The following is a 25,175-nucleotide window of genomic DNA, read 5'->3' on the forward strand; positions in this document are numbered from 1 at the left end:
ATTCAAGATTCCGATCTTGAATTACACAGAAACCCGCGAAAGCGGGTTTTTGCGTTTCTGGCTTTCAAAAAGCCTATGAAAATTCAAGCAAGTCTTCTGTAGGAGCAGAGCTTGCCGGCGATGGCGTCCTTAAGATCGCCATCACGAGCAAGCTCTGCTCCTACAGAAAGCGTTCTGGGCGCACTTGAGAAACAATATCGTTTATCATTGTTTCAAGTTTTTGCAATGCGACAGTGAGGAACCCTGCGAATGATGTTTCGAAATACCCTGCGCCGCGGCCTGACCTTCACCCTGCTTGGCCTGGCACTCGCTACTCCCCTCACCCAGGCCGCCGATACCGCTTCCCTGACACTCTATAACGGTCAACACAAGGAAGTGGGCGACGCAATCGCCAAAGCCTTCGAAGCCAAGACCGGCATTCACGTCAATGTGCGAAAAGGCAGCAGCAACCAGCTCGCCAGCCAGGTCGTCGAAGAAGGTGATCGCTCTCCCGCCGACGTGATCTATACCGAAGAGTCGCCCCCTCTGAACAAACTCGGCGAACAAGGCCTGCTGGCCCAGACCGATGCCGCCACCCTCGCCGTTCTGCCGAAAGACTATGTCGCTGGCAATGGCACCTGGATCGGCATCACCGCGCGAGTCCGCGTCGTCGCCTACAACCCCAAACTGATTGACGAGAAGGATCTGCCCAAGTCGGTGATGGAGTTCTCCGACCCGAAATGGCAAGGCAAGGTCGGCTTTGTGCCTACCAGCGGCGCCTTCCAGGAACAGGCCGTCGCAATCATCAAAGTGCACGGCATGGACGCTGCGGAAGAATGGCTGAGCGGCCTGCGCGCATTCGGCAAGACTTACAGCAACAACATGGTTGCGCTGAAGGCGGTGGAAAACGGCGAAGTCGCCACCGTGCTGGTGAACAACTACTACTGGTTCGCTTTGCAGCGCGAGAAAGGCCAGCTCGATTCGAAACTGCATTACTTCACCGGCGGCGACGTCGGCGGGCTGATCACCGTTTCCAGTGCGGCGGTGCTGAAATCCAGCAAGCATCCAAAAGAAGCCCAGCAATTCCTCGCCTACATGGCCAGCGAAGACGGTCAGCGCGTGATCACCCAGACCACCGCCGAGTACCCTCTGCACAAAGGCATGGAATCGGATCGCGGACTCAAGCCGTTCAGCGAACTTGAGGCACCGAAGGTCACGCCAGCCGATCTTGGCAATGCCGAACAAGCCCTGGACCTGGAACGTGACGTTGGCTTGAACTGATGAGCGTATCGTTATCCGCCCCCGTCTCGCGCGGGGGTTACGTGCCACGGCGCAAGCGGCCATCGATCTGGTTGTTGCTCCCGGTTTTACTGCTGGTAGTGCTCAGCCTCTTGCCGCTGGTGTATGTCGGGCTCAAGACTTGGCAGGCCGGTTGGGCCGAGGCACTGCACCTGCTTTGGCGGCCTTATGTGCTCGGGCTGCTGCGCAATACCTTGGCATTGATGGTCGGTGTGACGCTGGCCTGCGGCGTGATCGGCCTGTCGCTGGCGTGGCTGCTGGAACGTAGCAATTTGCGGGGGCGACGCTTGTGGGGCGTAATTCTGTGCCTGCCGTTCGCGGTGCCGGCATTTGTCAGCAGCTTTACCTGGGTGTCGCTGAGTGCGCACTTCGAAGGGCTCGGCGGGGCAATCCTGGTGATGACCCTGTCCAAGTACCCGCTGATATTTCTGCCGGTCGCGGCGGCTCTGCGCAATCTTGATCCCTCTCTCGAGGAGTCCGCACGAACCCTTGGGCAGAATCGCTGGGGCGTGTTCTTCAGGATCACCCTGCCGCTGCTCTGGCCTTCGTTGCTGGCCGGTTCGCTGCTGATCGCCCTGCACATGCTGGTTGAGTTCGGCGCGCTGTCGATCATCGGCCTGCAGACCTTCACAACCGCGATCTATCAACAGTTCGAGCTCGAATTCAGTAACGCCAACGCAGCAATGCTTTCGGCAGTATTGCTGGCGCTGTGTCTGGTGCTGCTTTGGCTTGAGCTGCGGGTGCGCGGCAAGGGCCGGCATGTGCGCACCGGTCAAGGCGCGGCACGGCGTGCGGAGCAGGTTCGCCTGGGACCGTGGTCGGCGGTTGGGCAGGCTTATTGTCTGGCGCTGGCGATCATCGGCAGCGGCATTCCGCTGGGCATGTTGGTGTACTGGCTAGCCGTAGGTTCCTCAGCCGCATTCCCCGTGGCGGCGATCAGCGAAGCACTGTTGTCGTCACTGGCACTCTCCCTCGGTGGTGCAGCATTATGTCTGGTGCTGGCTGTACCGGTTGGGCTGCTGGTGGTGCGCTATAAGGGTCAACTGGCAATCTGGGCCGAGCGCCTGCCGTATTTGCTGCATGCACTGCCAGGACTGGTGATCGCACTGACGCTTGTGTATTTCGCCCTGCACTATGTGCCGGCGCTGTATCAGACCTCGGCGCTGTTGCTGATCGCTTATGCGCTGCTGTTTCTGCCGCTGGCTCAAGCGCCGATTCGCACGGCATTGAACAAGGCTGCGCCACAATTGGAAGAGGCGGCACGCACGCTGGGGGCATCGTCCTTCAGTGCGTTTTGCCGGGTGACGCTGCCGATCATCTTTCCAGCACTCGGCGCGGCGTTTGCGCTGGTATTTCTGGATGCGATGAAGGAGCTGACAGCGACGTTGTTGCTGAGTCCTACCGGGCTCAATACGTTGGCGACGGAAGTCTGGGCGCATACCGCGAATGTGGAGTTTGCGGCGGCGGCGCCTTATGCGGCGTTGTTGATTTTGGTGTCGGGGTTGCCGGTCTATCTGCTGACTACCCGGATGTATCTGAGCCGCTGACATTGCCTTCGCGGGCAAGTCGGATCGCCGCACCGCTCGCTCCTACATTGGATCGTGTGAACCCTGTAGGAGCGAGCGGTGCGGCGATCCGACTTGCCCGCGAAGGCGTCAGACCCGCCAATACAAATCCTAAGCCCTGAACTGCCCAAGGCTGGCCTTCAACTGCGCCGCCAACCCATCAAGCACCTTGCCGCTGGCCGTGGTTGCCACCACCGCTTGAGCCGCTTGCTCAGCCTGCGCATGAATGGTCTCAACGCGACCACGCACCGCCTGCGCGCCTTGTGCCTGATGCGCCGCGGCCTGCGTTGCCAAACCAATTGCCGCATGCACTTGCTCGACCGACGCCTGCACTGATTGCTGCAACCGCGCACTGTCACGCAGTACCAGCAAACCTTCGCTGGCCTGACGCCCGGCCTGACCGATCGCGGCCACTGCCTCACGCGCACCTTGCTGCAAGGCAACGATGTGCGCCTGAATGTCGCCGGTGGAGCTCTGTGTCTTGCTCGCCAGCGCTCGCACCTCGTCCGCTACCACGGCAAACCCGCGGCCGGTCTCGCCAGCGCGTGCCGCTTCAATGGCCGCGTTCAGCGCCAGCAGGTTGGTTTGCTCGGCGATCCCGTGAATCACCGTCAGCACCACTTCAATCTGCTCACTCTGCTGCGCCAGCCGCTCGATGACTTTCGCACCGGTATCGACCTGCCCGGCCAACGCCTCGATCAGGCTGCCGACTTTCGCCGACGTCCGGGTGTTTTCATCCGTGGCCGAACGAATATCCACCACTTGCTGCAAGGCTGCCTGCATGGCATGACTTTCAGACTGGGCATCATCGGCCATTTGCGACAACGCACGCAGGCTCTCGGCCACTTCATCGCGCTGCATGCCCGCCGCCGCATCGGCACCCGCATTGCGCAAGGTCATGGCGCCGATTTCCACGCCGGTTCGCTGAGCCACATCGCCCGCTTCGCGCACGATCGGCTGCAACTTATCCACAAAGCGATTGACCGCCGAGGCCATGTCGCCGATTTCGTCCTTACTGTTGATCTGCACGCGCTTGGTCAGATCGCCCTCGCCCGCCGCCAGGTCGTCCATGGCCGCGATGAGCATTTTCAAGCGGTTGACCACTCGACGACCCAGCACCACCGCGAGCAACAGCAGCACACCACACCCTACCAGCGCCAGACCCATGCCGATGCGCCAGCGCAAGGTCGCCGCGGCTTCCTGAACAGTGCTGGTAGTGTTGTCTTTCATTTCAGAGGCGGTGGACTGAGCAGACGTAAGACGCGCACGCATTGCCGTGGCGCTGTCAGCGGCCGCGCCCTTGAGGCTATCGCCGACCAGTTGATCACTGCTTGTGATCAGCGCCAAGAAGCGCTTGTCCAGGGCCGCCAGATCGGTTTCCACCGAGGCGGTGGAGACGCCCATCAAGACCTTGCCGATTTCCACGCCGTTAGGATTGATCGAGGCTTCGAGGTAATAGACCGATGGATCGTTCTTCGCCGCATCCAGCACCTTGTCCAGGGCACGCTCACCTTGGCCCTTCTCCAACAGCGCCTTGTTGATCGGATTCTCGCGATTCAAGTAGCGCGTCAGGTGCTGCCCCGTGGCGTCGTCGTAGACCACGAACAACACATTGGGATTGCGCTGGGCCCGGCGGGCGAATTCGGACAGGGTTGGAACGTCGCTGTCCCACATGGCACGGGGTGCGACCGAGGCCAGAAGCTGCGCCATATCATTGGCGGAGTCCTTTAGATCCTTTTCCAGCGTCGCACGCAGTTGTGCCTGCTCATCCTTCAATCGCGAGGACAAACCGGCCGTAAGGCGTTGACGAGTACTGGTGGAGAGGCTGTCGAGGCTCGACGTGACTTCACGCCCCGCCTGCTCCAGCTCACCAGAGAGCTTTTGACTGTCGGCACCCAGGCGCCCACCCAGATCGGCTTCGAGTGCGGTCACTGTGCTCCGAGTCAGAGCAACAGCTACCAGCACCTGCACCAAAAGGGCGATACCTAGGGTAACGAACACGGGCCGCAATAGACGGCTTTGTAACAGTGAGAGAACGGCCGACACAGGAAATCCCTCTGCTTTGACGCCATTAAATTGATGGCACGCCAGAAGAGGTAATCACAGCAAAGGTCATGCCGTGTAGACGACATAAACGACAAAGGGCCCAATTAAGGACCCTTTGTGATTTACATCAACGACTTATTAAGCGAATGGGTGACGCAGAACGATGGTTTCGTTGCGGTCCGGACCCGTCGAAATAATGTCAATCGGCGCACCGACCAACTCTTCGACGCGTTTGATGTAGTTGCGAGCAGCTTGCGGCAACTCTTCCAGGGTTTTGGCACCGACGGTGGATTCGGTCCAGCCTGGCATCTCTTCGTACACCGGCTCCAGGCCGATGTAGCTGTCGGCATCAGTCGGTGCGTCGATCACTGCACCATCCTGGTTCTTGTAGCCAACGCAGATGTTGATGGTTTCCAGACCATCCAGCACGTCCAGCTTGGTCAGGCACAGGCCCGAGATGCTGTTGACGTCGATAGCGCGACGCAAGATGACGGCATCGAACCAGCCGCAACGACGGGCACGGCCGGTGGTAGCACCGAACTCGTGGCCACGCTTGGCCAGGAAAGCACCCACGTCATCGAACAGCTCAGTCGGGAAAGGACCCGAACCCACGCGAGTGGTGTAGGCCTTGGTGATGCCGAGGATGTAATCCAGGTACATCGGACCAAAACCCGAACCGGTGGCGATGCCGCCCGCCGTGGTGTTGGAGCTGGTGACGTACGGGTAGGTACCGTGGTCGATGTCCAGCAGGGAGCCTTGGGCGCCTTCGAACATGATGTCTTTGCCAGCACGACGCAGTTCGTGCAGCTCAGCGGTGACGTCGAGCATCATCGGCTTGAGCAGCTCGGCGTATTCCATGCACTCGTCGAGCGTCTTCTGGAAGTCGATTGCGGGTTCTTTGTAGTAATTGACCAGTACAAAGTTGTGGTAATCCAGCAACTCGCCCAGCTTGGCAGCGAAACGCTCACGGTGGAACAGGTCACCGATGCGCAGACCGCGACGCGCAACCTTATCTTCGTACGCCGGACCGATGCCGCGACCGGTCGTACCGATCTTCAGCTCGCCACGGGCCTTTTCACGAGCCTGGTCCAGCGCTACGTGGTAGGACAGGATCAGCGGGCAGGAAGGGCTGATACGCAGGCGCTCACGCACCGGTACGCCTTTCTCTTCCAGCTTGATGATTTCCCGCAGCAGAGCGTCGGGTGCAACCACCACGCCGTTGCCGATCAGGCACTGCACGCCTGCGCGCAGCACGCCCGACGGGATCAGGTGCAAGACGGTTTTTTCGCCGTCGATCACCAGGGTGTGACCAGCGTTGTGACCACCTTGGTAGCGCACTACGGCGGCAGCATGTTCGGTCAGCAGATCAACGATCTTGCCTTTGCCCTCATCACCCCATTGGGTGCCCAGGACTACGACATTCTTACCCATAACACTTGTCCTCATTCGCGCAAACTTGGTGCCGGCCGCGGCCGGCAGGAAAACTCAAGAAGCCAGTGGCGATACTTGCCAAAGCCCGTTCTGCTGAATCAATTGCCGGTCGCAGTCCGCTTCACGGGCGGCGGCCAAAGGTTGCCCAGGCAATGCCTGAACGACACGCTGACCCTCACTGCGCAACTGGCAAACCTGCTGCCAGAGTGCCGCATCCGTACTGTCAGGCATCCAGATACCGCCAGACGGTAACTCGATCTCAGCACGCCCCAGGGTCACCAGGGTTTTCAAATCGGTAGAGAAGCCGGTTGCCGGACGAGCGCGACCGAAGTCGGCGCCGATGTCGTCGTAACGACCGCCCTGAGCAATGGACTGGCCAACACCCGGCACGAACACCGCGAACACCACACCGGTGTGGTAGTGGTAGCCGCGCAACTCGCCCAGGTCGAAATACAGCGGCAACTCCGGGAAACGCGTGGACAGGCGCTCGGCAATCGCCAGCAGGTCGTCCAGAGCTGCCAGAACTGGCGCAGGCGCATTCGCCAGACGCTCGCGGGCAGCGCTCAATACTTCACGGCCGCCACACAGGTCGACCAACGCCCGCAACATGCCCGACAGATCGGCAGGCAAGCCTTCGGTCAAGGTAATGACCTCATCGATGGCTTTACGTTGCAACGCATCGAACAACTGTTGTTCAACTTCACCGGACAAACCGGCGGCGCGAGCCAGGCCGCGGTAGATACCCACATGACCGAGGTCCATGTGCACATCCGGCACGTCGGCCAGTTGCAGCATAGCCAACATCAGGCTTATGACTTCCACGTCGCTGCTCGGACTGGCATCGCCGTACAACTCGGCGCCCAGTTGAATCGGGCTGCGCGAGGACGACAAGGCGCGTGGCTGAGCGTGCAGCACGCTACCGGCATAGCACAGGCGACTCGGGCCTTCGCGACGCAAGGTGTGCGCATCGATGCGCGCCACTTGCGGCGTGATGTCGGCACGGAAACCCATCTGCCGGCCCGATTGCGGGTCGATGACCTTGAATGTACGCAGATCGAGGTCCTGGCCCGCGCCGGTCAGCAGGGATTCCAGGTACTCGATATGGGGAGTCACGACAAACTCGTAACCCCAGCTCTGGAACAGATCCAACACCTGACGGCGCGCTACTTCGATACGCGCCGCCTCTGGTGGCAGTACTTCTTCGATGCCATCTGGCAGCAGCCAGCGGTCTACCGTTGCCATTACGCCATTCCCCTATGATCCGGGCGGCAAGCCTTTGGGCGAGCCTTGAGTGAAGCAGAAAATGATCGGCTCAGGCGCACAAACCACGCGCATGAACAACGGGGCGAAAAGCCTGAAATCGGCTTCGCCAACCACTTTCCTCGAAAAACCTGTCGAGTCAATCAACTCGGGCGCCTGCATAAAAACAGCAATCAAACGTGCAGACGCAAAAAAGCCGGGGATTTCCCGGCTGCCGCATCATACACACGTTTTCCCAAAGGATCACCCCGCCCGAGGCTTTAGCCGCCAGGCGGGGGATGATTCAGGTCAACGTCGTATCAAGGCTTGGCTTTTTCCAGGTAACGGAAGAAGTCGCTGCTTGGGTCGAGGACCATGACGTCGGATTTGTTCGCGAAGCTTTCACGGTAGGCACGCAGGCTACGGTAAAAACCGTAGAACTCCTGATCCTGGCCGTAGGCCTTGGAGTAGATCGCAGCAGCCTGGGCATCACCGTCACCGCGAACCTCTTCGGATTCACGATAGGCTTCAGCCAGCAACACACGGCGTTGACGATCGGCGTCGGCACGAATGCCTTCTGACAGCTCGTTACCCTTGGCGCGATGCTCGCGAGCTTCACGCTCACGCTCGGAACTCATGCGCTCGAACACGCTGCGGTTCACTTCTTTCGGCAGATCGATGGCCTTGACCCGAACATCGACAACTTCAATGCCCAGCTCTTTTTCCGCCATCTTGTTCAGCGAAGTGGTGATATCGGTCATCAGCGCATCGCGCTCACCGGAAACCACTTCGTGCAGCGTGCGCTTACCGAACTGGTCACGCAGGCCCGATTCCAGACGACGGGAAAGACGCTCGTCAGCAATCTGCTTGAGGCCGGACGTCGCGGTGTAGAAGCGCTCGGCATCTTTCACGCGCCACTTGGCGTAGGCATCGACCATCACGGCTTTCTTTTCCAGCGTCAGGAAGCGTTGCGTCGGTGCATCCAGCGTCATCAGGCGGGCGTCGAATTTGCGCACCTGGTTAACGTAAGGCACTTTCACATGCAGGCCTGGCTGAACATCAGCCTGGACCACGCGACCGAACTGCAGCAGCACCGCACGCTCGGTCTGAGCCACGATGTAGAAGCAGTTCCAGGCTGCGATCGCCACGACGACGACGACAATAAGGGTGATCAGCGATTTATTGCTCATCAGCGACTCTCCCTGGTACGTGCTGGCTGTTGCTGCAGATCAGCTGCCGCACGCGCGCTCGCTTCATTGCTGGTGGCTGCCGCGCCGGTCACAGTGCCGGTGCTACGACCACTCTCGACCATTTTGTCCAGCGGCAAGTACAGCAGATTGCTCTGGCCATTCTTGTTGCCGGTCACGAGAACCTTGCTGGTATTGCTGAAGACTTCCTGCATGGTGTCCAGGTACAGACGCTCGCGGGTGACTTCGGGTGCCTTGCGGTACTCGGCGACCAGCTTGGTGAAGCGATCGGCCTCACCCTTGGCGCGCGAGACTGTTTCGTCACGGTAACCATTGGCATCTTCGATGATGCGCTGGGCCTGACCACGGGCTTCCGGCACGACGCCGTTGGCATAGGTTTCAGCCTGGTTGCGCGAACGCTGCTCGTCTTCACGGGCGCGAATCACGTCATCGAAGGCTTCCTGCACTTCACGCGGTGCCGCTGCGCTCTGTACGTTGACCTGAGTGACGGTGATACCGGTGCGATAGGTATCCATGAAGCGTTGCAGACGCTCCTTGATTTCGCTGGCCATCAATTCACGACCTTCGGTCAGCACCTGATCCATCGCGGTGGAACCCACCACATGGCGCAAGGCACTTTCGGTCGCGTGCTGCAGGCTGATTTCCGGCTGGTCGACGCTCAGTACGAAGTCCTGCAGATTGCTGATCTTGTACTGCACGGTCAGCGGCACTTCGACGATGTTCTCGTCTTCAGTCAGCATTTGACCCTGCTTGGTATAGGCACGCTCACGCGTGACGTTTTCCAGGTACTTGCGATCAAGCGGCGGGAAATAGATGTTCAGGCCCGGGCCGACGGTTTCGTAGTACTTGCCGAAGCGCAGCACCACGGCTTGCTCCTGCTCGTCGACTACATAGACCGCGCTGTACAGCCATACGGCCGCGAGCACGACAAGGCCGATGCCAAGAATGCCGCCGAAGCCGCCACTCCTGCCCGAACCACCGCCGTCATCACCGCGTTTTTTACCACCACCGAACAACCCGTTCAGGCTTTCCTGCAGCTTTCGGAAGGCCTCGTCGAGATCCGGTGGTCCCTTGCGGTCGCCGTTATTGCGGCGCTTGCCACCCCAAGGATCCTGATTATTCGAGTTGCCACCCGGCTCATTCCAAGCCATAGCGCTCTCCATCTGATAAAGCAAAGACGCACCCACGGCGCGCCGACCAATGCTACAGAATGCCTGTCACCGCGGCACAACCGCTTTCTCAGGCTTTTATTGCAAAGTGTGTTGCTCGATGAAATCCATCGGCTGCAATCCCTCGCGGCTCACCAGTCGATTCAACTCGATCCGTGGCAAACGAACGGCCAGCAGGCAGATGCCTTCTTCGTCGTGTTCTTCTTTCTGTACCGCACCGAGTTTGAAAAACTGCGCACGCAGTCGAGCAAAACGTTGCGGCAAGCGCAAGGTGCCAACAAACAAATCATCCCCGAGCAGCTCGGCCACCGCCTGCTTGAGCAGATCCAGGCCAGTACCGTCCTTGGCCGACAACCAGACCCGCTGCGGCTTGCCATCGGCATCGCGCTGGATCTGCGGCTCTACACCCTCGAGCAAATCGAGTTTGTTGTATACCTCAAGGATCGGCAAGTCTTGAGCCCCGATCTCCCCGAGCACCACCATGACCTGTTCAATCTGAGCCATACGCTCGGGTTCATGGGCGTCGATCACGTGCAGCAGCAGGTCGGAGTTGCTGGACTCTTCGAGCGTAGCCCGAAATGCCTCGACCAGTTTGTGCGGCAGGTGGCGAATGAAACCCACGGTGTCGGCCAGCACGATCGGCCCGAGGTCATCGAGTTCGAGTCGGCGCAGGGTCGGGTCGAGGGTGGCGAAGAGTTGGTCAGCCGCGAAGACGTCGGAGTCGGTCACCGAGTTGAACAGCGTCGATTTGCCGGCGTTGGTATAACCCACCAGTGAAACCGTCGGAATGTCAGCCCGTTTGCGCCCGCGACGAGACTGCTCGCGCTGGCTGCGAACCTTTTCCAGGCGCCCCTTGATCTGCCGCAGGCGAACCCGCAACAGGCGCCGGTCGGTTTCGAGCTGGGTTTCACCCGGACCGCGCAGACCGATACCGCCCTTCTGCCGCTCAAGGTGAGTCCAGCCCCGAACCAGCCGCGTACTCATGTGCTCAAGCTGGGCCAGTTCGACCTGGAGCTTGCCTTCATGGGTACGGGCGCGTTGGGCGAAGATATCGAGAATCAGACCCGTGCGGTCGATCACGCGACACTCGAAAACACGTTCGAGGTTACGTTCCTGACTGGGCGTAAGGATGTGATTGAAAATCACCAGATCTACCTGCTCGGCTTTGACCAGGTCACGTAACTCTTCGACCTTGCCGCTGCCAATCAGGTATTTGGCGGTTGGCCGATGACGCGGTACGTTGAGAAACGCGACGGTCTCGGCGCCAGCCGAAATTGCCAACTCCTGAAACTCCTGCGGATCTTCGCGCGCCTCAGGGTCCTGACCATCCAAGTGAACGAGAATTGCCCGCTCACCACCACCGTGGCGCTCAAAGAACAAAGGAGACTCCTATCAGGCGTTACCTGGCTCAGCGTCACCTGCTTCGGATTCGGTTGCGCTAGGCAGACGAATTGGACGAACCGGCACCACTGTAGAGATAGCGTGTTTGTAAACCATCTGGCTGACGGTGTTTTTCAGCAGGATAACGAACTGGTCGAAAGACTCGATCGTGCCTTGCAGTTTGATCCCGTTGACCAGGTAGATGGAAACCCCCACTTTCTCTTTACGTAAAGTATTCAAGTAAGGGTCTTGTAGCGAATGCCCTTTTGACATGTGCCGCACTCCTTTAAGGATTCAATATAAAAAATAGGTAAACAGATGGCTTGTGGCCGTCAGACCCCCAAGGATAGACGGCAATTGCAAGGACTCAGCTCAATATGGAGATGGTCCCCAGGTATTTCAAGGCGCGCGGCAGATTGTCGCAATCCAGGCTGTCCAACCAGTGTAAATCAGCCCAACTGCGCAGCCAGGTGAACTGGCGCTTCGCCAATTGGCGCGTGGCAATGATTCCACGCTCCTGCATCTCGGCTTGCGTCAGCTTGCCATCCAGGTAGTCCCAGACTTGTCGATAGCCTACTGCACGTATAGAAGGCAACCCGGCATGCAGGTCACTTCGCTTACGCAGGGCTACGACCTCATCAATGAATCCCTGTTCCAACATATTCGTGAATCTTTGTTTAATTCGCTCGTGCAATACCTGACGATTTGCCGGAGCAATGGCCAAGTTCGCGACAGTATAGGGCAATTGTTGCAGTCCCGAAGCGGCTGCTTCAGTACTTTGCGCAGATTGTCGCAACCTTAGTGCAGTCATGCTCTGACCGCTGACGCGATAAACTTCCAGCGCTCGACTGAGTCGCTGCGGATCGTTCGGATGAATACGCGCGGCGGACTCCGGATCGATGACCGCCAATTGATCGTGCAGAGCTTGCCAACCAAGGCGTGCAGCTTCTTCTTCAATCTGCGCACGAACGTCCGGATCGGCCGCGGGCATGTCTGCCAGACCTTCAACCAAAGCCTTGTAATAGAGCATTGTGCCGCCCACCAGCAGCGGAATTTTCCCCCGCGCGGTGATCTCGGCCATGGCTTCAAGGGCGTCACGACGGAAATCTGCGGCCGAATAGCTCTCTGCCGGGTCGAGAATATCGATCAACCGGTGTGGGAACTCAGCCAAAAGCGCTTTGGAAGGCTTGGCGGTGCCGATGTCCATACCGCGGTAGACCAACGCCGAATCGACACTGATCAGCTCGCAAGGCAAGACCTTGGTGAGTTCAATGGCCAGGTCGGTCTTGCCGGCGGCGGTCGGCCCCATCAGGAAAATTGCAGGAGGGAGCTGGCTCATCAGCGACCGCGCAAGAACAGTTTGTCCAGATCGTCCAGGCCCAGCTGGGTCCAGGTCGGTCGGCCATGGTTGCATTGACCGCTGCGTTCGGTGTTTTCCATGTCGCGCAGCAGGCCGTTCATTTCCGGCAGGGCCAGACGCCGATTCGCACGAATCGCGCCGTGGCAGGCCATGGTGCCGAGCAGTTCGTTCAGGTGGGCCTGAATCCGGTCGCTGGTGCCGTATTCCATCAAATCTGCCAGTACATCGCTTACCAGACGATTAGCTTCAGCCTGTTTAAGCAATGCCGGGATCTGCCGGATGGCCAGGGATTCCGGACCGAGACGCTGCAATTCAAAGCCCAGGCGCTGGAACCAAGCAACGTGTTCTTCGGCGCAATCGGCTTCACGCTGACTGACCGCCAGGGATTCCGGCACCAGCAGCGGCTGGCCGCTCAGGCCTTCGCTGGCCATGGCAATTTTCAGGCGCTCGTACATGATCCGCTCGTGGGCGGCGTGCATGTCCACCAGCACCAGGCCCTGGGCGTTTTCCGAAAGAATGTAGATGCCTTTGAGCTGCGCCAGTGCATAACCCAGCGGCGGAATATCGTCCTGCCCGGCCGGAAGTGCGACAGCATTCGCTTCTGGCAACGGCGCAAAGAACTCACGGTAGGCAGCCTGCGCTTCAGCCGCAGGTACACCCGATTGAGGCCGCGGCGAGTACTGATATTGATAACCGGCGCCCGCGCCCGAGCCTGCCGACGTATTGAACGATGGCTGGGCCTGAGGCTGTTCCAGTAACGCATTGGCCGCCAGACGCATTTCGCCCTGCGGACCGAACTCGCCAGCATCAATGCCGGTCGGTCGAACGATGGCCGTCGCCACCGGCGCGGCCAAATGATCTTCCGGCCGCACATCGCCCAAGGCGCGGTGCAGGGTGCCATAGAGGAAATCATGAACCATGCGCCCGTCACGGAAGCGCACTTCGTGCTTGGTCGGGTGCACGTTGACGTCGACGCCCGCCGGATCGACCTCGAAAAACAGCACGAACGTCGGGTGCCGACCGTTGAACAGTACGTCGCGATAGGCCTGGCGCACCGCGTGGGCCACCAGTTTGTCGCGTACCGCACGGCCGTTCACAAAGAAATACTGCAAGTCCGCCTGGCTGCGGTTGAACGTCGGCAAGCCAACCCAACCCCACAAATGCAAGCCATTGCGCTCGATCTCGATCGGCAGCGCCTGCTCGAGAAAACCCGAACCGCAAATCGCCGCCACACGCCGGGCACGGGCCGCGTCGTCATGGGCTTCGTGCAGGCTGAGGATGGTTTTGCCGTTGTGACGCAAATGGAACGCCACGTCGAAACGTGCCAGGGCCAGACGTTTGATCACTTCTTGCAGGTGATCGAATTCGGTTTTTTCGGTCTTGAGAAATTTGCGCCGCGCCGGGGTATTGAAGAACAGGTCGCGCACTTCCACCGAAGTGCCCACCGGATGGGCCGCCGGCTGCACGCGAGGCGCCATGTCCCGGCCTTCGGTTTCTACCTGCCAGGCCTGATCGGCCTCTTTCGTGCGAGAGGTGAGGGTCAGGCGGGCCACGGAGCTGATCGAGGCGAGTGCCTCACCGCGAAAGCCCAGGCTCATGACCTGCTCGAGGTCTTCCAGGTTGCGGATCTTGCTGGTGGCGTGACGGGCCAGAGCCAGCGGCAGGTCATCGGCGGAAATGCCGCTGCCGTCGTCGCGAACCCGCAGCAACTTGACGCCGCCCTGCTCCACATCGACATCGATGCGCTTGGCGCCGGAGTCGAGGCTGTTTTCCAGCAGCTCCTTGATTACCGAGGCCGGGCGCTCAACCACCTCACCGGCGGCAATCTGGTTCGCCAGTCGCGGGCTGAGCAGCTCGATGCGAGCCGTGTTGGTCAACACCTGGTTCATTCTTTGGCCGCCAGTTCAGTGCCGGGAATGGTCAGGTTCTGACCGATCTTCAGCTCGTCACTCTTCAGGTTGTTGGCACTGCGCAGCGTGGCTGGCGACACCTGGTAACGCACGGCAATCATCGCCAGTGTTTCACCCGGGTTTACCCGATGGTCACGTGGGCCTTGAGCGATTCCGCCGGAATCACGCAGCCAGGCGATGTAGGTGCCCGGTGGCGGATTCTGCTGGAAGAATTGGCGAACACCGGCGCTGATCGAACGCGCGAGCGCCTGCTGGTGGTTCGCTGCGGCAAGCTTGGAAGCTTCGTTGGCGTTTGAGATGAACCCGGTTTCCACCAGGATCGATGGAATATCCGGGGACTTCAGCACCATAAACCCGGCCTGCTCCACCCGTTGTTTGTGCAATGGGGTGACGCGACTGATGTTGCTCAAGACTTTTTGGCCAACGTTCAGGCTGGACGTCAGGGAAGCGGTCATCGACAGGTCGAGCAGCACGCCGGCCAGCATCCGGTCCTTGTCGTCGAGGCTGACGCTGCCGGCACCACCGATCAAGTCGGAACGGTTTTCGCTGTCGGCCAGCCAACGGGCGGTCTCCGAGGTCGCACCGCGATCAGACAAGGCGAACACCGACGCACCGAAGGCGGCCGCAGAAGGCGCGGCGTCGGCGTGGATCGAGACGAACAGGTCGGCGCCTTTCTTGCGGGCGATTTCGGTACGGCCACGCAGCGGAATGAAGTAGTCGCCGGTGCGGGTGAGTTCAGCGCGGAAGCCTTTCATGCCGTTGACCTGACGCTGCAGTTCGCGGGCAATGGCCAGCACCACGTCTTTTTCACGCTGACCGCGAGAGCCCGAGGCACCCGGGTCTTCGCCGCCGTGACCGGCATCGATGACCACAATAATGTCGCGCTTGCCGGCTGGTGCGGGCGGCAGCTTCACCACGGGTTCCACCGGCGTGACCGGTACCGGGGCTACTGTCGCGACATTGGTCGGCACTGGAATTGGCGCGGCGTCGGCGGCGTTATCAAACAAGTCGACCACCAGGCGATTGCCGTACTGGGCGTTTGGCGCCAGGGTAAAACTTTTCGGCGTTACGGCTTTTTTCAGGTCGATGACCACTCGCAGGTCGGTCGGCGTACGTTGAGCCGAGCGCATGGCGGTGATCGGAGTGTTCGAGGAGTTGACGTTCAACGGCGCCCCAAGAGTCGCGCCATTGATGTCGATGACCAGCCGATCCGGGGCGGTCAGGGTGAAGACGCTGTGCTGGACAGGCCCTGTCAGGTCGAACACCAATCGTGTGTTGTCCGGAGCCCGCCACAGGCGAACGCTGTTGACCTTCGTCTCGGCCACAGCGTCGACGGTCACCGCCAAAAACAACAATCCTACGGCAGCTACCATCGCGCGAAAGCGCATACCTAACCCCATCATTTAATTGGATTCCAATGCCAAAGCGGCACACCACGACTCGCCACGCGAGCCCTGGAACAAAATTTTCAGCGAACGCCCGCTGTCTTGCGGGCTAATGGTAATGGTCAGGTCGGGCTTTGGCAAAAAGCCTGCACCCTGTCGGGGCCATTCGATCAGGCACAAGGCGTCACCTTCGAAGTAGTCGCGGATACCGAGGTATTCCAGCTCTTCAGGGTCGACCAAGCGATAGAGGTCGAAATGGAAGGCCCGGATGTCGCCAATCTCGTAGGGTTCGACCAGCGTGAACGTCGGACTTTTCACCGCACCGACATGCCCCAGACCCCGGATGATGCCCCGCGACAGCGTGGTTTTCCCGGCCCCCAGATCCCCTTCCAGAAAAATCAGACCGTGCCCTTGAGTGGTTTTTGCGATGCGCTCGCCAAATGCGGTCATCGCCTCTTCATCAGCCAGGTACAGGGTTACTTCAGACACGGTGCTTGCTCCTCCAACAACTGACGAATGGCTGGAATCAGATCACTGGCCGCCAGCCCACGGCCCGTTTTACCTTCTTGCTCGCCGGCATTGGCGTGCAGCCAGACGGCCAGGCAGGCGGCGTCGTACGCCTCCATGCCTTGAGCCAGCAAAGCACCAACCAGACCGGCCAGCACATCACCCAAACCAGCGGTGGCCATGGCCGGATGCCCCTGATGACACAACGCAAGGCGCCCATCGGGGCTGGCGACCAGGCTGCCAGCGCCTTTCAAAATGACTACAGCCGTGTATTTTTTGCTCAATGCGTGAACGGCTGCAGGACGATCAGCCTGCACCTCGGCAGTCGATATCCCCAGCAGCCTCGCCGCCTCGCCCGGATGCGGAGTGATCACACAATCCTTGGGCAAGCTCACTCGTTCTTCAGCCAGCATATTTAACGCATCGGCGTCCCAGACTTGCGACAACGGCGCGTTGGCAGCCGCCGACAAAAGGCTGCGCCCCCAGGAAGCCTGACCTAAGCCTGGGCCGACAACCAGCACGGAAACTTTTTGAAGCAGTCCCATCAGTTGATTGGCCGACGAAATACCCAACACCATGGTTTCGGGAATTCTCGCCAGTGCGGCCTGAACATGTTCACTGCGCGTGGCCACGGACACCATTCCGGCACCATTACGCAGCGCACTTTGCGCACTCAGCAGGATGGCGCCGCCAAATCCGCGATCACCGCCGATTAGCAGGACGTGGCCGAATTTACCTTTGTGGGAGCTGGGGGGGCGAGCCGCCAGACGCGGCACGTTACCGGTCGTCAGGCGACGGGCGGTGGCGGCGACCCCGTTGAAAAACTCGGGGGAAGCTTGCAGATCATTGAAGACCCGTTCGCCAACCAGATCCGCAGCGTCTCCCGTGAAAAGACCCAACTTCAAACCAATGAAGGTTACGGTCAGATCAGCTCGAACGGCAGCACCGAGTATTCGGCCGGTATCAGCACACAACCCCGAAGGGATATCCACGGCCGCAACCGGCAGCCCACTGGCATTGATCGCCGCGATCACACTGGCGTAAGGCTCTCGCACCTCTCCCGTCAGACCGGTGCCGAGCAAGGCATCCAGCACGATACCGCGCAACTCCGAATGTGCGTTCCAGGCTTGAACCGCGACACCCTCGGACACGGCCTCGGCATGGGCCAATGCCGCGTCGCCTTGTAAACGCTGGGGATCACCCGCCGCCAACACCCGCACATGCCAGCCAGCACGTCGCGCCAGTACTGCCACCAGATAACCGTCGCCGGCGTTATTGCCGTGGCCGGCCACCACACTCAACTCGTTCGCCGTCGGCCAATGACGGACCAGCGCGCGCCAGGTCGCCCGCGCCGCGCGCTGCATCAATTCGAAGCCCGATGTACCAGCCGCGATCAGGCTCGCATCGAGGGCTCGGACTTGCGCGGCGCTATACAGCGCGTCGGGTAAATCATCTTTAGTCTGCGGCATGCGTCTTCGGGCTCCGATGTCTGGCAGAATTATACGCACCTCAGCTCCGGTTTCTCTCGCCTCATGCCCGCTATTACCACAGACCTGCCCGCCCTCGCCCAATCCATCAAGGACTGGGGCCGCGAGCTGGGCTTTCAGCAAGTCGGCATCAGCGGTCTCGACCTGGCCGAGCATGAGCAGCACCTGGAACGTTGGCTCGCGGCCGGCTACCACGGCGAAATGGAGTACATGGGCGCCCACGGCAGCAAACGCTCACACCCGGAAGAGCTAGTGCCGGGCACGTTACGGGTGGTTTCCCTACGCATGGACTACCTGCCGGGCGACACCGAAATGGCCAAACGCCTGGCACAACCTGCCAAAGCCTACGTCTCGCGTTATGCCTTGGGCCGTGATTACCACAAATTGATCCGTAAACGCGTGCAACAACTGGCGGAAAAAATTCAGGCAGTCATCGGCCCGTTTGGCTATCGCGCCTTTGTCGACAGCGCGCCGGTGCTGGAAAAAGCCATCGCTGAAAAGGCCGGACTTGGCTGGATCGGCAAAAACACTCTGGTTCTAAATCGCAAGGCTGGCAGTTACTTCTTCCTCAGCGAACTGTTCGTCGACCTGCCGCTGCCCATCGACCCGCCCCACGCCTCCGAACATTGCGGCCGCTGCACCGCGTGCCTCGACATCTGCCCGACCAATGCCTTCGTCGGCCCGTACGTGCTGGATGCCCGACGCTGTATCTCCTACCTGACCATCGAACTGAAAAGCGCGATCCCGGAAGATTTGCGGCCACTGATCGGCAATCGGGTGTTCGGTTGCGATGACTGCCAGATCGTCTGCCCCTGGAACCGCTTCGCCCGTCCGTCCGGCGAAAGCGACTTCAAGCCACGGCACAATTTGGACAACGCTGAACTGGCCGAGCTGTTCATGTGGGACGAGGACAAGTTCCTCAACAGCACCGAAGGTTCGCCGTTACGCCGAGCAGGTTACGAGCGTTGGCTGCGAAACCTGGCGGTAGGCCTGGGGAACGCGCCGTCGAGCATTCCGGTGCTGGAAGCGTTGAAGGCGCGGCGGGACTATCCGTCGGAGTTGGTGCGGGGGCATGTCGAGTGGGCGTTGAAGCAACATGAGCAGCGCGCTGACGACCATGGAACTCGCCCTTAGCGATGCAAGTTTATCCACTTGGCACTGCGCCCCTTCCCAGTCGACTCAATTAGCCCTTCAGCTTTCAATGAACGCAAAACCATACGCACAGTGTCTCGACTCACGCCAGGGCAAGCCTCTTCAAGCTCAGTAATCGAAAACGGTAGGGTGCGCTTCAACGCTTCAATTCGAACTCGATCGCTTTTTCCTCCATGGCGCTTATCGATCTTACCAACACGCTCCTCAAACTCTTTGTAAGCGCGAAGTAGCGCGCCCCAGAAATAGTTGAGCCATGGCTGAACATCGTGCCGACCCTCATGCCAACCTTGAGAGCTGACCTCAAGTGTTTCGTAGTAGCTTTCCTTTGAGTCTTCGAAAATCCGCTCAAGGCTAATAAAACGGCCTACGCGATAATCAAACTGATAAAGCAACAACAAGGTAAGCAGTCGTGCTACGCGCCCGTTGCCATCTGAGAAAGGGTGTATGCAGAGAAAGTCGAGAATACTCAGCGGGACCAACACCAGCGGGTCTGCCAGATTCTGATCCAATGCTTTGCGGTACTGCATGACCATATCGACCATTGCAATGGGTGTCAGATGTGCAGCGACCGGTTGAAAGCGGATACGCGAACTGCCGTCCGGATGACGCTCGATGATGTCATTGTTCGTTGCTTTCCACTCCCCGCCATCCTGCGGTAGATAGCGATAAAGCATGCCATGCAATTGCCGAATGACGCCCTCGGAGAATGGCATCCCCTCTGCCGCCTCATGAATAAGAGAAAGCGCATCGCGGTAACCCGCAACTTCTTGCTCGGAGCGACTTTTCGGGTCAGCATTTTTGATAATCAGCGACTTCAACCGACTTGGTGAAACAACCACCCCCTCCAATCGGTTCGATGACTCTGTGGACTCGATGACTGCAAGCTGCTTCAGGTCCTGGAGAATTTCTGGGGACTGGGAAACGAACAATTGTTGCTTGCCACGGTACTCACCGAGAGCCCGCAACGTCGCGACCTGCAATCCGTTGTAGCGAAGCGTTGAGAGAAATTCAGGAGTAAGTGACCGCATAAATGTTGTACCTGCCAAATAGGGTAATTCAAAACTAAACAGGGTAATTCAATAACGAATTGCCCTATTTATGGACTTTTTACCCTATTTTCACTGAGCAACCTAAGCGACTTCCTCGACAGGATATTTCGAAGCACACATTTATCAGACCATGCACACCGCTGAAATCAGGTTTCGTCGTTATAAACGAACTTCGGCATTTCCCAATGGAAACGGATTGCCAGCAAACGCAGCAGGAAGCCGCCAAACAGGGTGATGAGGATCGCCTGTTCACCGGGTAATTGCAGGTAAATGCAGAGCATGTAGCACCACGCCGCGGCGAACGAGACGCTGGCGTAGAGTTCGCGACGGAAAATCAGCGGGATGTCGTTGCAGAAAATGTCGCGCAGGATGCCGCCGAAAACCCCGGTGATCACGCCGCTGACCGACGCCACCAGCATGCCGTGGCCCATTTCGAGGGCGGTCATGCAGCCGATCAGGGTGAATGCCACCAGACCTACGGCGTCGAGCACCAAAAACAGCGAGCGCAGGTGCCGCATCCAGCGCGCAGCGAAAACCGTGAACATCGCCGCCACCGAGGTCAGCACCAGGTATTCCGGGTGTTTGACCCACGTCAGCGGGTAGTGACCGAGCAGCACGTCACGCACCGAACCACCGCCCAACGCTGTGATGCATGCGATCAGCACCACGCCAAACCAATCCATCCCGCGACGTCCGGCAGACAAGGCACCGGTCATGGCTTCGGCGGTGATGGCGATCAGGTAAAGCATCAGCAACATGGTGGCGGTCCTTGCAGGAAGGCGCGCAGTCTACTCACTTCACCGAAGCCCCAAAAGAGCGCCATGCCGTTTATGGCATGAGTGCTGACCTGTGGCGAGGGGATTTATCCCCGCTGGATCGCGAAGCGGTCCCAATTGGCAACCGCTGTGTATCAGGCACACCGCAGATAATTGCTTTACGACTGCTGCGCAGCCGAACGGGGATAAATCCCCTCGCCACAAAGGCCCATCTGCATCAGAACTTGATGAAATGCTTGCGGTAGTGCTGCAGCTCGGCGATCGATTCGCGGATGTCGTCCAAGGCCAGGTGCGTGCTGCCCTTTTTGAAGCTGTCGCGCACATCCGGCGCCCAGCGTGCGGCCAACTCTTTCAGCGTCGAGACGTCGAGGTTGCGGTAGTGGAAGAAGCTTTCCAGGGATTTCATGTGGGTATAAAGGAAGCGACGGTCCTGGCAGATGCTGTTGCCACAGATCGGCGACTTGCCCTTCGGCACCCATTTTTCCAGGAAGGCGATGGTTTCGGCTTCGGCTTCAGCCATGCTGATACGGCTGTCGCGCACCCGTTGGGTCAGCCCGGAGCCGCCGTGTTGACGGGTGTTCCATTCGTCCATGCCGGCGAGGATTTCGTCGCTGTGGTGGATAGCGATCACCGGACCTTCGGCCAAGGTGTTCAGGTCACTGTCGGTGACGATGGTGGCCATCTCGATGATGACGTCGGTATCAGGGTTCAGACCGGTCATTTCCAGGTCGATCCAAATCAGATTCTGCGGGTTTTGCATATGTCGGCTCCTAGGCAATGCTGCGCAGTTTAGCCTAGGCCGGTGGCCGGGCGTGCTAAACTCGCGGCCGTTTTACCTAATCGCTGCATTCTTGATACGGAACACCCATGGCCAAACGCCAACTCAATCGTCGTCAAAACTGGCGCATCGAAAAGATTCAGGGCGAGCGCGCTGCCCGCGCCGCCAAACGCGAGTCCTCGGCTGTCGAGGCACTTGAGGGTGGCGATCTGGGTCCGGAACAGACCGGCCTGGTGATCGCGCACTTCGGTGTGCAGGTCGAAGTCGAAGCCCTCGATGGCGATTTGGCCGGCCAGGTGTTCCGCTGCCACTTGCGCGCCAACCTGCCTGCGCTGGTGACCGGTGATCAGGTGGTCTGGCGTGCCGGCAACCAGGGCATCGGCGTGATCGTGGCGCAACTGCCGCGCAAAACCGAACTCTGCCGTCCGGACAGCCGTGGCCAGCTCAAGCCTGTAGCCGCCAACGTCGACATGATCGTGATTGTCTTCGCGCCACTGCCCGAGCCTCACGCCAACTTGATCGACCGTTACCTGGTCGCCGCTGAACACGCGGGCATCCGGCCGCTGCTGTTGCTCAACAAGTTCGACCTGATCGACGAGCAGAACGCCCCGGCGTTGAATGCCTTGCTGGCGGTTTACCGCACGCTGGGTTACCCGGTGCTGGAAGTGTCGGCGCACCACGGCAACGGCATGGAGCAACTGCAAGAACAGCTGGACGGGCGCATCAGCGTGTTCGTCGGCCAGTCCGGCGTCGGCAAGTCTTCGTTGGTCAACAGCCTGTTGCCTGAAGTCGAAGCCCGTGTCGGCCCGCTGTCCGAGCTGTCCGGCCAGGGCACTCACACCACCACCACCGCGCGGTTGTTCCACTTCCCCGGTGGCGGTGAGTTGATCGACTCCCCGGGTATTCGTGAGTTCGGTCTGGGCCACGTCAGCCGCGCCGATGTCGAAGCCGGCTTCATCGAGTTCAACGACCTGATCGGCACCTGCCGCTTCCGCGACTGCAAGCACGACCGCGAGCCGGGTTGCGCCCTGCTCAAGGCCTTGGAAGAAGGCCGCGTGCAGCAGCAACGGATGAACAGTTATCGCTCGATCATCGCCAGTTTGCCCGAAACCAGCTATTAAACAGACACTCCAGCCGCTCCGATGCAAACGGGGCGGCGGGCTGTTCGTTGCGACCTGTAAATCCCCCGCCTTTTAAACGTCAGATATCTCTGTAGGGCATTTGCGCGCCTGTTTGAAGGACCCGTCTCTTTAACCGCGCAGGCCTTGTTGCGCCCATCCAAGTGCATACATTCAAGCCCTCTTCGCACTCCGGCGATACCGAGGGACATCCATGCAAACCTATCATTTGTTCATCAGCCACTCGTGGAGTTACCCCCACGCTCACGACAACCTCGTGCGGCTGCTCAACGCCAAACCCGGCTTCACATTCAAAAATTTTTCAGTGCCGACGGACAACCCGATCATCGGCGCGCAGACCGACAAACAACTTGAAGCCGCCATCGAAAACAAGATCCGGCCCTGCTCGGCAGTGCTGATCATGGCGGGGATGTATTCGACCTACAGCAAGTGGATCAACAAGGAAATCGAGATCGCCAAACGCATGAACAAGGTGATTATTGCGGTCAAGCCGTTTGGTGCGGAGCGGATTTCCACGGTGGTACGCCAGGCGGCGCACGCGGAGTGTGCGTGGAACACCAACAGCATCATCAGTGCCATTCGCACTCACGCGGCGGGTTGAACCATGCGCAAGGGATTGTTCATCGGGATCAACCATTACGCCCACGTCTCTCCATTGAGCGGATGCAATAACGACGCGATGGCCATGGCCTCGGTGCTGGAGCGTCACGCCAACGGGCGGCCGAACTTCAGCAGCAAGGTGCTGACCTCAGCCGAAGATGACCTTTCGCTGACGGCCATGAAGCAGCACATCCAAAGCCTGTTTTCCGGCGATTGTGATGTGGCGCTGCTGTATTTCGCCGGCCATGGCCAATTCGATACCAGCATCGACGAGGGGCTGCTGATTCCTCAGGACTTTGCACGGGGTGGCGATGGTATTCGCATCAGCGACATATTGAGTTGGGCGGACAACGCCCCCCACATCAAGAACAAAATCATCATCCTCGACTGCTGCCAGGCTGGCGCAGCCGCCGCAATGCGCGGGTTACGCGGTGGTAGCAGCGTCATCGGCGAAGGCATGACCATTCTCACCGCCTGCAAAAAAGATCAGGTTGCACTCGAAGGACGCGGCCACGGCGTGTTTACCGACCTGTTGCTGCAAGCGCTGCACGGTGGGGCCGCCAACGTACTGGGCAAGGTCACTCCCGGCAGCGTGTATTCATTCGTCGACAATGCGTTGGGCGCGTGGGAACAACGGCCAGTGTTCAAGACCAACGTCTCGCAATTTGTGCCGTTGCGCGAAGTCGCGCCACTGATCGCCGAAGAAACCCTGCGCAAACTCAAGGACTGGTTCCCGGAGCCCAGTTATGTGTATCCGCTCGATCCCAGTCACGAACCTACCGCAGCCGCGTTCGATCCCGACAACGGCGAGATTTTCAGCCAGCTGCAAAAGTGCAATCGCCACAGCCTGATCGAACCGGTCGACGCCGAGCACATGTACTTCGCCGCCATGCATTCCACCGGCTGCCGCCTGACCGCGCTCGGCGCCTATTACCGCGAACTCGCGATCAAGGGACACTTCTGATGCCAGTGTTTATCAGCTACCGCCACACCGATCGCGCACAGGCGATGACCATCAACGATCGCCTGGTGCGGGCCAACATCAAGACCTACCTCGACGTACTGGATACCGAATCCCAGCAAACCGATGACATCACCGCCGTCATCACCCGCAACATCAGCGACTGCACGCATTTGCTGGCGGTGGTCTCGCAGGAGACGGCACAGTCCTGGTGGGTTCCGTTTGAAATCGGTGAAGCAACGATCAGCAATCGGCGGATTTGTTCTTTTCAGACTGGTCAGAACGCCCTGCCGCTGTATCTCGATAAATGGCCGAAATTGAGCGGCGATGCTGACATCAATTTCTTTATTGATGCTTATCGGGAAGAGACGCTGTCCAGTCGAACGATGGGACTGGAGTCTTTTAGTGAGGCGATTCGCAGTGTGTATAAGCGGGATGCGGATGTGTTTCATGACAAGCTCAAAACGCGTATTCGTCGCGGTTTTTGACGCGCACGAAACTGCCGCATTTGCTTGGGTGAATATCCGTTTGAAGGCTAGCTAACGCTCAGCCTGATGACTGGTGAAAAGCCAGTTGTACGCCGATCAACTGTGGGAGCGAGCCTGCTCGAGATGGACGACTATGAGAACCCGCGCTGCCTGAATGAACGCGTTGTCCTGAAGTTTTTCGCGAGCAGGCTCGCTCCCACAGGTGCGTGCTCGCTCTCGGCCTCTCCGGAGGCCGAACGGGCAAACGGTAGCAAGGATAACAAGAGA

22 protein-coding genes are annotated in these 25,175 nt (G+C 59.4%); 7 read left to right on the forward strand and 15 right to left on the reverse strand.

Going from position 1 to position 25,175, the window contains the following annotated elements; genetic code table 11:
- Nucleotides 1-249: 249 nt before the first annotated feature.
- Both ACYZT0_RS22895 and ACYZT0_RS22900 read left to right on the forward strand, forming a co-directional pair.
- Complete coding sequence (locus tag ACYZT0_RS22895; protein ID WP_462043114.1) at nt 250-1,260, forward strand: iron ABC transporter substrate-binding protein; 1,011 nt, start codon at nt 250-252, stop codon at nt 1,258-1,260.
- Nucleotides 1,260-2,825: an ABC transporter permease gene (locus tag ACYZT0_RS22900; RefSeq protein WP_462043115.1), complete on the forward strand. Its 1,566-nt coding sequence runs from the start codon at nt 1,260-1,262 to the stop codon at nt 2,823-2,825. Before ACYZT0_RS22895 ends, ACYZT0_RS22900 begins: the two co-directional genes overlap by 1 nt.
- Before the next feature lie 129 nt (nt 2,826-2,954).
- Here ACYZT0_RS22900 and ACYZT0_RS22905 read toward each other — a convergent pair whose 3' ends face one another.
- From ACYZT0_RS22905 to ACYZT0_RS22960, 12 genes are all read right to left on the reverse strand, one after another.
- Nucleotides 2,955-4,889, reverse strand: a complete 1,935-nt coding sequence (locus tag ACYZT0_RS22905) for a methyl-accepting chemotaxis protein (protein ID WP_462043116.1) — start codon at nt 4,887-4,889, stop codon at nt 2,955-2,957.
- Nucleotides 4,890-5,027: 138 nt separating this feature from the next.
- A complete protein-coding gene (locus ACYZT0_RS22910) occupies nt 5,028-6,320 on the reverse strand; it encodes an adenylosuccinate synthase (protein ID WP_149630033.1) in 1,293 nt (430 codons plus the stop codon).
- A gap of 54 nt (nt 6,321-6,374) precedes the next feature.
- The gene (locus tag ACYZT0_RS22915) at nt 6,375-7,562 is read right to left on the reverse strand and encodes an ATP phosphoribosyltransferase regulatory subunit (RefSeq protein WP_007939588.1); all 1,188 of its coding nucleotides are present in this window, start codon (nt 7,560-7,562) and stop codon (nt 6,375-6,377) included.
- A gap of 317 nt (nt 7,563-7,879) precedes the next feature.
- Entirely contained in the window at nt 7,880-8,749 is an 870-nt protein-coding gene (gene hflC, locus ACYZT0_RS22920) for a protease modulator HflC (RefSeq protein WP_462043117.1), read from the reverse strand.
- The gene (gene hflK, locus ACYZT0_RS22925) at nt 8,749-9,918 is read right to left on the reverse strand and encodes an FtsH protease activity modulator HflK (RefSeq protein WP_462043118.1); all 1,170 of its coding nucleotides are present in this window, start codon (nt 9,916-9,918) and stop codon (nt 8,749-8,751) included. Before hflK ends, hflC begins: the two co-directional genes overlap by 1 nt.
- Nucleotides 9,919-10,014: 96 nt before the next feature.
- Nucleotides 10,015-11,316: a ribosome rescue GTPase HflX gene (gene hflX, locus ACYZT0_RS22930; protein ID WP_462043119.1), complete on the reverse strand. Its 1,302-nt coding sequence runs from the start codon at nt 11,314-11,316 to the stop codon at nt 10,015-10,017.
- A gap of 12 nt (nt 11,317-11,328) precedes the next feature.
- Nucleotides 11,329-11,589 carry an RNA chaperone Hfq gene (hfq, locus tag ACYZT0_RS22935; protein WP_007902656.1) on the reverse strand — a complete coding sequence of 87 codons (261 nt, stop codon included), beginning with the start codon at nt 11,587-11,589 and terminating at the stop codon, nt 11,329-11,331.
- Between the two features lie 94 nt (nt 11,590-11,683).
- On the reverse strand, nt 11,684-12,655 hold the full coding sequence (gene miaA / locus ACYZT0_RS22940) for a tRNA (adenosine(37)-N6)-dimethylallyltransferase MiaA (protein WP_462043120.1): 972 nt from the start codon (nt 12,653-12,655) through the stop codon (nt 11,684-11,686).
- Entirely contained in the window at nt 12,655-14,565 is a 1,911-nt protein-coding gene (mutL, locus tag ACYZT0_RS22945) for a DNA mismatch repair endonuclease MutL (protein WP_462043121.1), read from the reverse strand. Before mutL ends, miaA begins: the two co-directional genes overlap by 1 nt.
- The gene (locus ACYZT0_RS22950) at nt 14,562-15,989 is read right to left on the reverse strand and encodes an N-acetylmuramoyl-L-alanine amidase (protein WP_462043122.1); all 1,428 of its coding nucleotides are present in this window, start codon (nt 15,987-15,989) and stop codon (nt 14,562-14,564) included. Before ACYZT0_RS22950 ends, mutL begins: the two co-directional genes overlap by 4 nt.
- On the reverse strand, nt 15,990-16,460 hold the full coding sequence (gene tsaE, locus ACYZT0_RS22955) for a tRNA (adenosine(37)-N6)-threonylcarbamoyltransferase complex ATPase subunit type 1 TsaE (RefSeq protein ID WP_462043123.1): 471 nt from the start codon (nt 16,458-16,460) through the stop codon (nt 15,990-15,992). It lies immediately after the preceding gene.
- The gene (locus tag ACYZT0_RS22960; RefSeq protein WP_462043124.1) at nt 16,448-17,947 is read right to left on the reverse strand and encodes an NAD(P)H-hydrate dehydratase; all 1,500 of its coding nucleotides are present in this window, start codon (nt 17,945-17,947) and stop codon (nt 16,448-16,450) included. Before ACYZT0_RS22960 ends, tsaE begins: the two co-directional genes overlap by 13 nt.
- A 63-nt stretch (nt 17,948-18,010) precedes the next feature.
- On the opposite strand from ACYZT0_RS22960, the gene queG reads away from it, so the two are divergent.
- Nucleotides 18,011-19,099: a tRNA epoxyqueuosine(34) reductase QueG gene (queG, locus tag ACYZT0_RS22965; RefSeq protein ID WP_462043125.1), complete on the forward strand. Its 1,089-nt coding sequence runs from the start codon at nt 18,011-18,013 to the stop codon at nt 19,097-19,099.
- Here queG and ACYZT0_RS22970 read toward each other — a convergent pair.
- The 3 genes from ACYZT0_RS22970 to orn form a co-directional block, all read right to left on the reverse strand.
- Nucleotides 19,096-20,145, reverse strand: coding sequence for a Fic family protein (locus ACYZT0_RS22970; protein WP_462043126.1), 1,050 nt, complete (start codon nt 20,143-20,145; stop codon nt 19,096-19,098). The two genes, queG and ACYZT0_RS22970, sit on opposite strands and share 4 nt — an antisense overlap.
- A gap of 167 nt (nt 20,146-20,312) precedes the next feature.
- Nucleotides 20,313-20,924: a trimeric intracellular cation channel family protein gene (locus ACYZT0_RS22975; protein ID WP_462043127.1), complete on the reverse strand. Its 612-nt coding sequence runs from the start codon at nt 20,922-20,924 to the stop codon at nt 20,313-20,315.
- Nucleotides 20,925-21,159: 235 nt separating this feature from the next.
- Nucleotides 21,160-21,702 carry an oligoribonuclease gene (gene orn, locus ACYZT0_RS22980; RefSeq protein ID WP_008035288.1) on the reverse strand — a complete coding sequence of 181 codons (543 nt, stop codon included), beginning with the start codon at nt 21,700-21,702 and terminating at the stop codon, nt 21,160-21,162.
- Nucleotides 21,703-21,809: 107 nt separating this feature from the next.
- On the opposite strand from orn, the gene rsgA reads away from it, so the two are divergent.
- From rsgA to ACYZT0_RS23000, 4 genes are all read left to right on the forward strand, one after another.
- The gene (gene rsgA, locus ACYZT0_RS22985; RefSeq protein ID WP_008153263.1) at nt 21,810-22,841 is read left to right on the forward strand and encodes a small ribosomal subunit biogenesis GTPase RsgA; all 1,032 of its coding nucleotides are present in this window, start codon (nt 21,810-21,812) and stop codon (nt 22,839-22,841) included.
- Between the two features lie 211 nt (nt 22,842-23,052).
- The gene (locus ACYZT0_RS22990) at nt 23,053-23,460 is read left to right on the forward strand and encodes a TIR domain-containing protein (RefSeq protein WP_461976488.1); all 408 of its coding nucleotides are present in this window, start codon (nt 23,053-23,055) and stop codon (nt 23,458-23,460) included.
- Between the two features lie 3 nt (nt 23,461-23,463).
- Nucleotides 23,464-24,423: a caspase family protein gene (locus ACYZT0_RS22995; protein ID WP_462043128.1), complete on the forward strand. Its 960-nt coding sequence runs from the start codon at nt 23,464-23,466 to the stop codon at nt 24,421-24,423.
- Nucleotides 24,423-24,908 carry a toll/interleukin-1 receptor domain-containing protein gene (locus ACYZT0_RS23000; protein ID WP_462043129.1) on the forward strand — a complete coding sequence of 162 codons (486 nt, stop codon included), beginning with the start codon at nt 24,423-24,425 and terminating at the stop codon, nt 24,906-24,908. The genes ACYZT0_RS22995 and ACYZT0_RS23000 overlap by 1 nt, the downstream gene beginning before the upstream one ends.
- Nucleotides 24,909-25,175 lie beyond the last annotated feature (267 nt).

The sequence above is a fragment of the Pseudomonas sp. ZS1P83 genome, from assembly GCF_054897825.1.